The 12681-nt window shown below is 44.3% G+C and carries 11 protein-coding genes; 7 read left to right on the top strand and 4 right to left on the bottom strand.

Annotated features, from left to right (window positions below; genetic code table 11):
- Positions 1–5: 5 nt before the first annotated feature.
- Genes QSH61_RS13010 through QSH61_RS12995 form a run of 4 tightly spaced genes read left to right on the top strand, consistent with a single transcriptional unit; the run spans position 6 to position 7088 of the window.
- Positions 6–1742: an autotransporter assembly complex protein TamA gene (locus QSH61_RS13010; RefSeq protein WP_206473364.1), complete on the top strand. Its 1737-nt coding sequence runs from the start codon at positions 6–8 to the stop codon at positions 1740–1742.
- Positions 1742–5401, top strand: a complete 3660-nt coding sequence (gene tamB / locus QSH61_RS13005; RefSeq protein WP_206473365.1) for an autotransporter assembly complex protein TamB — start codon at positions 1742–1744, stop codon at positions 5399–5401. Before QSH61_RS13010 ends, tamB begins: the two co-directional genes overlap by 1 nt.
- Entirely contained in the window at positions 5398–6219 is an 822-nt protein-coding gene (locus QSH61_RS13000) for a transporter substrate-binding domain-containing protein (protein WP_010606618.1), read from the top strand. The genes tamB and QSH61_RS13000 overlap by 4 nt, the downstream gene beginning before the upstream one ends.
- A gap of 2 nt (positions 6220–6221) precedes the next feature.
- Complete coding sequence (locus QSH61_RS12995) at positions 6222–7088, top strand: peptidylprolyl isomerase (protein WP_206473366.1); 867 nt, start codon at positions 6222–6224, stop codon at positions 7086–7088.
- 307 nt (positions 7089–7395) lie between these two features.
- On the opposite strand, the gene queF is transcribed toward QSH61_RS12995, so the two are convergent.
- Positions 7396–8241: an NADPH-dependent 7-cyano-7-deazaguanine reductase QueF gene (gene queF, locus QSH61_RS12990; RefSeq protein ID WP_206473367.1), complete on the bottom strand. Its 846-nt coding sequence runs from the start codon at positions 8239–8241 to the stop codon at positions 7396–7398.
- A 127-nt stretch (positions 8242–8368) separates the two neighbouring features.
- Here queF and syd point away from each other — a divergent pair, with 127 nt between their 5' ends.
- A complete protein-coding gene (gene syd, locus QSH61_RS12985; RefSeq protein WP_206473368.1) occupies positions 8369–8920 on the top strand; it encodes a SecY-interacting protein in 552 nt (183 codons plus the stop codon).
- A gap of 28 nt (positions 8921–8948) precedes the next feature.
- On the opposite strand, the gene QSH61_RS12980 is transcribed toward syd, so the two are convergent.
- The 3 genes from QSH61_RS12980 to QSH61_RS12970 all read right to left on the bottom strand — a co-directional run bounded on the left by QSH61_RS12980 (position 8949) and on the right by QSH61_RS12970 (position 10281).
- Positions 8949–9722, bottom strand: a complete 774-nt coding sequence (locus QSH61_RS12980; protein ID WP_102057222.1) for a Zn-ribbon-containing protein — start codon at positions 9720–9722, stop codon at positions 8949–8951.
- Entirely contained in the window at positions 9722–9982 is a 261-nt protein-coding gene (locus QSH61_RS12975; RefSeq protein ID WP_010606623.1) for a hypothetical protein, read from the bottom strand. Before QSH61_RS12975 ends, QSH61_RS12980 begins: the two co-directional genes overlap by 1 nt.
- 71 nt (positions 9983–10053) lie before the next feature.
- Positions 10054–10281, bottom strand: coding sequence for a DUF2789 domain-containing protein (locus QSH61_RS12970; protein ID WP_010370914.1), 228 nt, complete (start codon positions 10279–10281; stop codon positions 10054–10056).
- A 276-nt stretch (positions 10282–10557) separates the two neighbouring features.
- Here QSH61_RS12970 and QSH61_RS12965 point away from each other — a divergent pair, with 276 nt between their 5' ends.
- Positions 10558–11190: a nucleotidyl transferase family protein gene (locus tag QSH61_RS12965; protein WP_010606625.1), complete on the top strand. Its 633-nt coding sequence runs from the start codon at positions 10558–10560 to the stop codon at positions 11188–11190.
- Between the two features lie 1133 nt (positions 11191–12323).
- The gene (locus QSH61_RS12960) at positions 12324–12671 is read left to right on the top strand and encodes a DUF805 domain-containing protein (protein ID WP_095727928.1); all 348 of its coding nucleotides are present in this window, start codon (positions 12324–12326) and stop codon (positions 12669–12671) included.
- Positions 12672–12681: the final 10 nt, after the last annotated feature.

Genomic DNA, 12681 nt, shown 5'->3' with positions numbered 1-12681 from the left:
TTTAAATGAAGCCGTATTTCTCTTGTTTAACACTAGCGCTTTTTTTGTGCTGCTTTTCCTCGTTTAACGCAGGTGCGGAGTCTCGCCCTGCATCAGTAAAAATCTCCAACATTGAAGTCAAAGTCGAAAACGGCGATGTAGAAGACAACATCACTGGTTTTTTAAAATCTTACAAAGGTAAGCCAAAAATCCCTCGGGTGATGAAAGAGGTACGTGCGGACATACGTCGCGCTTTGCATGCTTTAGGTTATTACCATTTTGATATTCAACTCAGTGGAGAAGGGCAAAACGTCATAGCCGAAGTCAAACTTGAAGCACCACTTAAATGGAAAGATATTAATATTGAGCTTGTGGGCACAGGGAAGGACAATGCGGATTTAGTTTCGCTTATCAAAGATGTACCAATCCAAGTTGGCAAGCAAGTTAATCATAGTGATTATCAGGCAACGAAAAGCAGCTTTGAAAGCGAGCTACTAGAACTTGGATATTTTGATTATCAATGGCAGGAGTCCAAGTTGCTTGTTCACAAAGCGAATCGCTATGCTGGCGTGCGACTACTTCTCAACACAGGTAAACGTTATCAATTTGGCGACCTTGCTATTGAGGGAAACACCAAAGCGGCTAACTATATACGTTCGCTAAGCCCATTTTCGAAAGGGCAGCCGTTTGAAGCTAGCCTCTTGTCTGATTTTAATCTTTCTTTAAATGCCACACCTTATTTTAGTGCGATAAAGGTTTATCCGCTGTTAAAGGACCGGACGAGCGATCAGATCCCCGTTCGAGTGAGTGTTGAAGACAAACCCGCAAATAGCTTTGAAGTGGGTGCTGGCTACAGTGATGATGTGGGTGCAAAAACCCGTTTTAAGTGGACTAAACCTTGGATCACCGAGGATGGCCATTCCTTTGAATCCAATCTGAGGCTGTCGCAAAAGCAACAAGATATCACTGCCAGTTATACCATTCCAGTAGACAATCCTAACGACGATTTATGGCGTGTGTTAGGCGGTTATAAGGTGCAGGATGAAGTAACTGAAGGGATCAACAGCCGGATTTGGAACGTACAAGTACAGCGACAATGGCTAACGGATGACGAGTGGGTGAGGACGGCGTTTTTGAAACGTGAACACGAAACTACGGAACAGCTAGGCGAAAAACAACGGACGGAAATGTTGATCCCAGGTATTAGCTACTTAAAGAAAGAAAGTAAAGGTGGAGCGTTACCTTATTGGGGGAACGAGCGCCTGATCTCCATTGAAGCTGCAGCAGATTCTGTACTATCGTCTGCAAATATGTTGAAAGTGAGATGGAACAATGAATGGTTAAGAAGCTTTGAAACCAAGCACTTGTTTTTTGGTCGTTTAGACTTAGGGGCGATTGTGACAAAGGATATTGACCAAATTCCGTTTACCCATCGTTTTCTTGCTGGGGGGGATCAGAGTATCCGTGGTTTTGCCTATGAATCTATCGGCCCTCGCGATGACGAAGGGCGCATACTTGGCGGCAGATATTTAGCCACTGGTACAGTGGAATATAACTATCAATTCCATCCAAGTTGGCGAGCTGCTTTGTTTGTTGATGCGGGTACTGCAACGAACGATTTCTCGGACGCTTGGGAAGTTGGAGCTGGGTTTGGTTTTCGTTATTTAACCCCCGTTGGTCCAATCCGGCTCGATCATGCTTGGGGGCTGACCAAAGAAAGTAAAAGCACCCGTCTCAGTATTGTTATAGGACCTGAAATCTAATGCAGTTCAGAAGCTTAAGAATCAAAATCATTACTGCCATTATTAGCTTATTTTTACTTTTGGTTTGTTTATGCTTTACCTTGCCTGGGCAAAAGTTACTGGTTTGGACAGCGAATAAAACGGTTTCAGGGTTAGAAATCGATGGCTTAGATAAGCGCTTGTTATCTGGCGCCAATCTTACGTTGCGTTATCACAATGACAATATAGATATTCGTCTTAGAGACACCAAAGTCACTGTTGAGTGGTTGACCTGTGCCAGCGTTTGCATTGCGCTAGACGCAAAAACGATAGCGATCGTACAAAAGCAGAAAAGTGTCAGCGAAGCGGAAACTACTGAAAGTGGCCAAGTTGAGTTACCACTGCCAATTGCAATAAAACGTGCTCAAGTTCAGCAATTCTCGTTGGACACGCCGGAAATTACTGTGCGATTGCAAGGCTTAGACACGCAGTTTTCAGGTTCTGGCTCACATTTTAATGTCCCTTTTTTGCTGTTAGACAGTGTGAAGTTGACCACAAAGGCAACTGAACAGCCTGTGCCTGCAAAATCGCCAGCACCACTTAATGCAATAGCGCCACTCCAGCTGCCTAAGATAGACCTACCGCTAACCGCTGAGCTCGGCGAGTTAAAGATTAACAACCTCGCGGTAGATGAGCAGACACTTGAGAATATCAAGCTTTCTCAAGTTGTAGTGGATGAAAATGTGGACGTGGAGCAGGTTCAGCTTAACTATCAAGAATGGTTTATATCAGCAGCGGCAGAAATCTTGCTTAATGACTGGACTATTGATCTGAGGTCAACCTTGAGCGCGCCACAGGGATTAGCCAGTTTAACACTGGCGGGTCGCCCTCACGATCTCACGCTTACTTTGAATAGCGAGGGAATGGCTTTTGCACAACTGCAAGCCCATGCGGATTTGACAGCGACAAACTGGCCTTTTGATTTACAGGGTCAAATAGATAAATTAGTTATTCCTTCAGAGCCCACGACTTTAAAAGGTGCGACACTCGGCTTGAGCGGGGATGCCTCAAAATACAATTTGTCAGGCTCAATCGCTGTTAATACTGTGCAGTTTGGTGATGTTACCGCGACACTTGAAGGGCAAGGTGGACTACAAGCGTTTACATTAGCTAAAGCAAAGCTTCAGCTTGAAAAAGCGCAAGCGCAAATCGCGGGACAAGTGAACTGGTCGCAAGGGGTGAAGGGTAAAGTGAACGGGGACTTTTCTCAGCTACCAGTCGATAGATTACTAGGGCTAGTGCAATACGATGCAGGCCTGACGAAAAACGATATGCTGGCAGGGCAATTCGCGTTTGATTTTATGAGTCAAGGTGAGCAGTGGCAGGTTAATGTTGAGCGCTTTAAGCTCGATGGTAAAGTGGCGGGTACACCACTTAATGCGGACGTTAAGGTCGTTGTGGATGAGAGCCTGCTAGGTGAGTTTAGCCATGCACGCCTGAATTATGGCAAAAATAGCCTGACGGTAAGCGGTGAGCTTGGTCAGCAGTTAGATCTCGATATTGACTTTCAGTTTGAGCAGGCGGCAAATACGCTTATTCCAGCTGACTTAAAGGGCAGTGGTGAAATCTTTGTTCAGGGCGACCACCTCAAGCCAAGGATTCAGACCGATATTAAGTTTGACTCTGTGCGTTACCAGAATATAGCACTACATGGCTTAACGACGAAAGGCACGGTTGATATTGCCAATGAAGTGACTGGGCAAATTAAACTGGCATTAGACCGTTTGATTGTTGACTCTGAAATGGTTGAAGACATTAGTCTAGCTGTGAAAGGCAATCAGCAGCAACATAACGCGACATTGGATATTCGTGATAAGCGAGTGGTTGCAAGCTTTGAAGTCAATGGCAAGTTGCAACAGTCCACTTGGCAGGGAGAATTATCGTCTGGAGAGGTAACTTCCCAAGGGCAAACGATAGCATTGCAAAGTCCTGCCGCAATCGTGATCAGTGAAGTCAGTCAACGCATTGCAAAGCAGTGTTGGCGGATGGATGATACTGATTTGTGTTTTGCAGCCGAGCAACAAGGCACACAAGGGCAAGCCGATGTTAAACTGGAGAAATTGGCACTGGCTAAACTACAAACTTGGTTGCCAGCAGAGCTCAAAATAACAGGTGAAACTCAGGCCGTGGCTAAACTTGCGTGGCAAAACGGCCAAGTAACGCGAGCCGATGGCGAGCTGAACATTGTTGATGCCGGCATTACGACTCATGGGCAAACATTTTCAATTTCTGAATTTAAAGCGTTACTAAAAACCAATAACAAGCAAATCCACGCTGATTGGCGCATGACCTCCGAAACCTTAGGTAAGTTCAGTGGTGATACGCGTGTGCCGCTAGATAAACAATCCCCCCAATTAGCTGGTAACGTAAAAATAGAGTCAATTGAGCTGGCTAAGTTGTCAGCGCTACTAAACCGAGTAACGGAACAAAGTTTTGACCTGCAAGGGGAAGTGTTAGGGGATATAAATATTTCAGGTAGCCTCGCGGCCCCTGAAGTGAACGGTAAACTAACTGCTCAGCGCTTATTTATGTCTTCTGACTCTTTGCCTGTTGAAATTGATAAAGGTCACATCAATCTTGATTTTAATGCCACTTCAGCTCAACTTGAGGCTGAGTTAACAGCAGCAAAAGGCGGCAAGGTAGCACTAACTGGCGAAGCCTATTGGTCGCCCGAGCTCTCTGCTGAAGTCAAAATAAAGGGCGAAAATATTTATGTGCAACCAGACTCACAGATTGAACTAACCGCAAGCCCAGATCTAACACTTGCCTATAAAGGTAAGATTGCGCGAGTACTTGGAGAAATTGTGGTGCCGTTTGGCCGAGTAAACATTGAATCTCTGCCTGAGGGAGTCACCTCGCCAAGCGACGATGAAGTCATTGTTGATGCTAAGGTGCAAAAGCAGATGTCGGTGCCAGTTCAACATGAAATAGATTTAAAACTGACCGTTAAAGATAATTTTAGGGTGAAGGCGCTTGGGCTAGATAGCTTTGTTACCGGTGCAATCGAAATTGACAAGCAAGTTGAGTCGCCAATGTTAGCAACGGGAGAGTTGCAATTGCGAGAGGGGAAATATCGTGCATTTGGCCAAGACTTGTTGATCCGTACTGGGCAAATTGGCTTCAATGGTGCATTAGATAAACCTTATTTGAACATTCGAGCTATTCGAAATCCAGCGACAACCGCCAATGATGTAATAGCGGGTGTTGAGCTCACGGGCAATATTGCTAAGCCGCGTTTGACTGTGTTTTCAGAGCCTGCAATGGACCAAGCCAAGGCACTGTCATACCTACTTAACGGTCAGCCTTTAGGGGAGTCAGAAACCTCTAACAATGCGCTACTCACGCAGTTTTTACTCTCACAGGGAATTGACCGCAGTGAAGGGTTCTTTAGTAAGGCGGGGGAATCGCTTGGACTTTCGGATGTTAACCTATCAGCAAAAGGCAGTGGTGACGATACACAGGTCGAGGTGTCAGGTTACATCACCCCCAATGTTCAGGTCAGTTATCGTGTTGGGGTATTTGAGTCTATTAATGAAATTGCGCTGCGTTATCGTGTTTTTTCGAAGTTTTATGTTGAAGCCACGAGCGGTTTGTACAACAGTATAGACTTCTTATACAAATTTGATTGGGATGATAAATGAAACTGCTTTGGCTCGTTCTAGGTTTTGTGATATTTCCTCTCAAAGCACAAGAAACAACGGAAATTAGAATCAGCGCTGGTGCCGATCCGTACATTATAGAGCTGCTTACTTTGAGTTTATCCTACCAGGTAGAGTCAGCGAGGCTCGTATCAGTGAGAAGTATTCCTTCTCAAGACAGAGCGGTGCGCCTACTTGGAGAAAAAGGGGGGCTGGATGTCAGTTGGTTAGTGACTAACTCACAGCGCGAAAAGGCCGCGAGTGCAATTCGCATTCCCCTAGTGAAAGGGATTTTGGGTTATCGCATTCCTTTAGTGCACAAACATAATCAAGCCTTACTGAGCGGAGTACGCTACATTGGCGACTTGCGCCGAGTTACTTTTGGTTTACGCAGAGATTGGCCAGACCATCAGATTTTTGAGCGTAATGGCCTCAGTGTGACTTCTTTCTCACAAGAAGACAGTGGTTACGACATGCTGTTGAAAAAACGTTTTGATGTGCTACCAAGCGATTTAGTGAGTATTGAAGCTGCCCTGAGTGACACGGATTTGGTAGCAGATCAGCATGTGGTGTTTTACTATCCTTCGGCGGTATATTTTTTTGTTTCTCACGACAACCCGTTGCTCCATAGCCAAATTGAGAAAGGCCTTAAAAGCGCACTGCAAGATGGCCGATTCGAGGCGTTATTTTTAAAACACTTTTCCGCTCGTCTTGAAAAGCTAGATCTTAAAAACAAAACAGTCATAGAATTAGACAACCCAAACCTGCCACCCAGTGCGCCGTTGGAGGTGCCATTTTATTGGTATAAACAAGGAAAATAATAATGAAAAAAACCTTACTACTTATTGCGCTTGGCATAAGTTCATCTCTTGTCTTAGCAAAACCTTATACAAAGTCACCAACGGAAGTTGTCGCTGAGGCCAAAAGCAGCGACTGGCAGCAGCTGGACCCTGAAAATATTCTTAAAATAGAATTACAAACAGGATCGGTCTATATCGCGCTTAACCCTGAACTTGCGCCCAATCATGTGGCAAATATTAAAGCGTTAGCGCGAGAGGGGTTTTACACAAACTTGAGTATGTATCGGTTCGTGGAAAACTTTGTGGCCCAAGGCGGCGATATGTCGGACAATAAAATGCCGCAAAAAGGAAAAAAAGCGATTGCCGCTGAGTTTTTTCATAGCACAGAATCAACCTTGAAGATCACACCTCTTGCTGCTGTAGACGGCTACGCGCCGCGTACCGGGTTTTTAAATGGTTTTGCCGTAGGACAAAATGAAGCTGGAACTAAAACCTGGATGACACACTGCGTTGGTTCGTTTGCCATGGCCAGAACCAACGATGTTAATAGTGGTGGTACCGAGTTTTACATCACGTTGACGCCGCAGCGGTACCTAGACAAAAACACCACCGTGTTTGGGCAGCTGTTATCGGGAATGGAGCATGTTCAGCATCTAGATCGTAAACCAGTTGCTGGACAAGCGTATAATGTTATCAAAGGCGTTACGGTACTTGCTGATGTAAAAGGTGCACCTTCTTTTAAAAGGCTAAAGACAAATACGCCGGTTTTTGAGTCGCTAATTGCTGCACGTAAAAATAGAGCGGGAGATTGGTTTGTTGATACGCCAAATCACACCGATATATGTTCGGTTCCCGTCCCTGTTGAAATGGAAGACACGGCAGGGGAATAAATAACCTGAGCTGCGGATAATTAATGCCTTTCTAGCAGCTAGTTTTAGCGCTAACTGCGTTGAATTCACTTCCAATAGCCAGCTATTGGTGCGTAAATTCGCCTTGCCTACAGGATGTAGGTACCTTAGCGAGAGCAGGACGCGGAAGCGGTGTTTTCCCTAAAACTCTCTGGCTAGACAAGGAAAAAACTAAGTTTTGCTTTAGCAACAATGAGTTGGAACATTCCTTATCCAAACCTCAGGTTAAATAGCAATACTTAGATGTGATAAAAAGCCAAGCCATGTGAGAACATGGCTTTTTTACGTTTTACTGTCGGTTAGTTCTTACCGTATACGGAGTCTGATCTTGTTCACTCGAACGATATGGATTGATATCTAACCCGCCACGGCGAGTATAGCGTGCATAAACCGATAATTTTTCAGGGTTAAAGGTGCGCCAAAGCTCGCAGTAAATGCGCTCCACACATTGCTCATGGAACTCGTTGTGGTCACGGAATGAGATTAGGTACTTAAGCAGCGCTTCTCGGTCGATTTGCTTACCACGGTAACTTATCACCACGCTTGCCCAGTCTGGCTGTGAGGTGATCAAGCAATTTGACTTGAGTAAGTGGCTGTGAAGCGTCTCGTCGACCACATCCTCAGAGGCAAGTTGTAGTAAGTTACTATTTGGTGTGTAGCTATCAACTTCAATATCCAGCTCGTCGATACACTCACCAGGGAGACGCGAGAAAGGAATACAATCGAATTCGTCTGCGCCAAATAAAGTCACGCTAACTTGGCTATTTGATGCCGTGGAAAGATCCGCAGCTAGCATTTGGCGCACGGTTTCCATCGTATCAAAGCGACTTTGGTTAAAGCTATTCAAGTAAAGTTTGAACGATTTTGACTCAATGATATGCGAGCTTTGGCAAGGAAACACAAAAGTGGCAACCGCAACTTGAGGCTTACCTTTGTTATTGAGCCAAGACAATTCGTAGCCTGTCCAGCTGTCTTCACCTTTGAATGGTAAAGCGGACTCATCAACATTGATTTGGTCACGATTGAGTTTACGTGCAATGGGGTGTAGCAGGCTTGGAGTATAAACACTGGCATATTCTGTGGTTTTACCAAGCACAGAAGATTGCAGCTCTGGCGAATTACTGTAGTCTGTCATGTTAATTCAAATCTCGTTACAATGCGGTCATTATAACGAATGTTCACCTCGGGATTAATAGCAATTTGCTTAATTACACGAAACAAGTATTCAGCCCGAGGTGAGAAAAATAAAGAGAGCTTTATATATGACTCAGCCCGTAAATATGACGCGCTTGCATCAAGCCTATGCAGACTATCATCAACAGACCTTCAAAGATTTACCGAGTACCGAGCATGATGAAAGTTGGCCGAGCCCATGTGAGCAGGGTGAACCGAACAAGCTTAACGAGATAAAATGGCTAGCGGTAGCGCGCTCGCCAGCGGGACATCTAAATGATTTAGCCAGAGCGTTGGAAACGCAATTTCCTGAGGGATTGAACGGACTGTATGGTGATTTCTTTGCTGGCAATATCGTGGCATTTATTGAGGGTAAGCAAATTGAGCTACTGCAAGCATGGAACGAAGATGACTTCGAGCGCTTGCAGCAAAATATCACCGGCCATATTTTAATGAAGCGCAGGCTCAAACAACCTGAAACCGTATTTATTGGCTTAACAGAAGCAGACGACTTATTGGTGTCGGTCGATGTCGCTACGGGTCAAATTGGGTTAGAGTTTGTCGGTAAGAAACAGCATCATGTTTTGGCTGATTCTATCGCGGAGTTTGTAGAAAAACTGACAGTCAACTATCCAATATAGCTAGTTGGTATCAAGGAGCTTGCGCTCCTTATTGAAAGTCCCACGAAATATTCGAGACCAATTGGCAAGTTTCGCAGCGAAAGTCGAAAAGGCCGAACCAAGGCTCCTCGAGTAACCAGTCTCCCTGACAGCTTGGGCATTTTCTTGCTTTTTCTGCGGCGAGGTTTTCGCCGCCAACACGATACAGATAATAGTAAACCGGTTTTTTCGTGAGATAGCGAATACGTTTGCTCAAATCCATGCCACGTCTAAACAAATCACTACCCGTACTGGAAATTTCCTCTAGTGCAGCAAATTCGCAGCGAGTCGCACCATTGATCTGTATTTGATCGCAGGCTTGCCAATCTTCTTTCCATTTGATCAGTGTTTTGTAATCGCCATTGGCAATAGCAGGGATTTTATATAAAGGCACTGGTAAAAAGTCGTCGCCACAATACAGTGGACTACAAGTGTGTACGTATGTGGTGTAGAGAATGTAGCTTGACGGCTCATGACAGGCATCAGCGCTGTTGGCATGTATATCTTGCCCAAAAACTTTAACCTTAGGTGCAAGCAAGCCTGATTGCTGTAGCTGGTCAATCGCAAACTTCACAAAAGGACTATGGTTTAATGGATGCAAAGCGTCTTCTTCTGGACACATCACACGAGTGACGAAATAGCCATCTTTAAGTACAGTTGGAAATTCGTCACCAATGATTTGACCATTAAAGCGAAGCGCATTGACCACCCGGTTAATGGCCTGCTCGGCAGCATCTAAGGTGGTTTCCTCATAGCAATCAAAAGTTAAGTCGACAACAAACACTACGACTTCTCCAATAAGGCAATGAGCTTATCAAGCTTAGCTTCAATTCTATCTAATTGGCTTTGTGAACTTGTTTTGACGACCTCTTCAACCTCTTGATAGTGCTCAATACAGGTAGGGTCTTGTTTGTACGCAGCAATGCCTGAGATAACGTCAGGCATTGCGACGCTTTGAGTTAATTTGCTTTTTGTTAGCGCGACAGTTGGAGTCTTCCCACTATCGACTAATTTTTTGATAGCTCTGGCAACGGCAGGATGCATAGAGGTTCCTAAACGTCTTAATCATAGGAGTGGATCATAGCACCAAGTTACGTAAGGAGCGATTGCTTTAGCTATCTTAACATCGCATCTAGTTCGTCAATGATTTCACTCCAATCGGCGTCTTCTTTTAGCGATTCTTCAATAAAGTGACGTTGCCCTTCATTCCAAAATGGTGCTTGGCTTAACAGCATATCGTCAGGAAGGCGATGTTGTTTGACAAACCCTTCGATTGCCTTGGGATTGTTGTCGAGCCCAAGTTGGGCAAATAAAGTACTCATAGTGTGGCGACTAGTATCCATTTCGTTCTCCCTCGTTTGCTTGAATTTTACTCACTAACTATAGTAAAGGTGGTTGTAAAACCTTTAGCAAGTCATCATCGATAAAAACCATAATGACTAATGCGAGGATAAATATACCTGTCCACGACTGAATAAATTGTGACTTGTATCAATATCTACCACTAGCGAGTAACCGTACATTATTAAAGTACACAGAAAAAATTCTGAGGTTTTGATATTAAGTAGTATTTCGGCATGATTATCAGAAGCTTGGGGCAATAACAATAAGGAACCATGATGTCAGTAGAAACTTCTCAACATGAATTAATCGTTAGATATTTAAATCCAGAAGATATCAACGTAGCCGCGAGTGTGTTGTATCAGGCTTACCATGATGATCCGTTACTCAAGCAGGTATTGGAGGCAAAACAAGAAGCAATTTTTGAAAAAAAACTCAGAGCCTTAATACGAGAGGAGCTGTCGGCATTTGGTCAAACGGGGCAGCCGATGGTGGGGTTATATCATCAAGATAGATTGGTCGCGGTAGCATGCGTTATTGCAAATGGCGATGAATTGGACGCAAATCGGCAGTGGCATTGGCGATTACGACTCATGATGAGTGCGGGATATTTGCAAACGCAGCAGCTTATCGATAAAGAAAAGTCGATTAGACAAGCGTTGCAAACGCAAGAGCCGTGTCACTTTTTATCTCTAATTGCCGTTGACCCACATGTTCAAGGGCTTGGCTATGGCCACTATTTACTCACTGCGTTGGATGATTTAATTGCACAAAGTGAAGAAACGAAAGGGATGGCAGTATTTATTACTAAGCCAGAACAAGCGCAGTTTTTTGCGGGTCACGGTTATCAAGTTCTGCAAAAGATGGCGTTTAGCTCAGTAGAGGGCACATTACTATTTAAGAGCAAATAGCAACAATGGAAATTACCATGTAAGAGATCTCGTACGAGAATGTGGGTTAAGGCGCTTTGTAGTACCGAATTTGTAGTGTGATTTTTAGTTACCCTTCTGTTTTTAAAGAAGTTACTTTGCTTTTCTTTTAAATGACAGCAAAAAGATTGTTCGGAGCTATCTAACAAAAGTGCTCAATCCCCGTAAACTTAACAATGTAAGGAAACACAAGAGCAGGAGCTCAGCGTCAAAGGATAAGGAATTTGACAACAAGAGAAGGATGTATTGCATAGGGCAAGGAAGATCAGGAACTCGAGGAAGCGAGTGTGAAGCGGAGCTTCACTAGGGATAAGGAGACACATGGAGTGTCAAGGAGCGCGGGAAGCGTAGTGGAGCAAGGAAGAGCAGATAAGGACGAGCAAGGCTCTAGGATGAGGGAGCGCAATTTGGATGATTGCGAAGTGGATGGGTTACACTGGACGTAACAATGTATAGGGAGCACATAGGGATTATGTGAAGCGGAGCCAAGGTGGCATTGGAGCGCGGGAAGCGAAGTGGAGGCCAAGGTGGCTAAAATGGAGATGCATTGGAAGTGCTAATGGATGACACAAGGATGGGATTCGGGTAGGTCGGAGTACATACCCGTTCAGGGGAAGAAGAATTGGCGGATGGCTTTTGGGTTGTAAAGCAGAGGAATTGGATACCTCTTGGGATAATCGTCAGGATTGAGGCGCAGCAGATAGGCTAGCGCCTTAGTTTTTTGTGACGGTTGTAAATTGGATGTATATTTTCCTAATAACTTAGTTGAAGTTCTCAAAACTCTCCGCTTGCAGTTTCATTCTTATCTTTCGATCTCATTGCTAGATTATTCCACTCTCATTTTAGTCTTATACTGATTAGTCTTAATACTTGCTCAATTTTAAGGAGCAAATCTGACGCTAACCGCGTTAAAAATTTCTCATTTAGAACAACTAAATAGCAAAATTTTTGCCTTGCCTTGCCTTGCCTGCATGGATGTTGGTACCTTGGCGATAGCAGGACGCGGTAGTGGTGTTATCGCTAAGATTCTCCCGCCTCAAAATAGATCACTTAATTAAGCGAATTGGTATTGTTTTTTAGTGCGCGATGTTGGCGCAATAGTTAAGGAAAAAGAAATGGAATGGTATCTAACAGTATTAAAAAGATATTCCGATTTTAGTGGACGTTCAAGACGCAAAGAATACTGGATGTTTATCTTAATAAATGCGTTGATAGGCTTTGCAATTGGTATTGTCGACGGGCTTTTTGGAACTCTGTTTTTGACAGGTATCTATTATTTGGTGGTTCTAGTACCGACAGTTGCAGTATCTATTCGTCGTCTTCACGACACTGGACGCTCGGGCTGGTGGCTTCTAGTGAGCTTTGTACCTATCGTTGGCTTATTAGTGATTATATATTTCACCACTATGGATAGCGAGGTTGGTGAAAACGACTACGGGCCAAGCGTCAAAGGGTATGTTTAAAATAGTTGTA

Source organism: Pseudoalteromonas sp. JC3, from assembly GCF_030291895.1.
Lineage (GTDB): Bacteria > Pseudomonadota > Gammaproteobacteria > Enterobacterales > Alteromonadaceae > Pseudoalteromonas.
The sequence above is the reverse complement of the archived record's forward strand: the minus strand, read 5'-3'. Positions and strand labels throughout refer to the sequence as shown.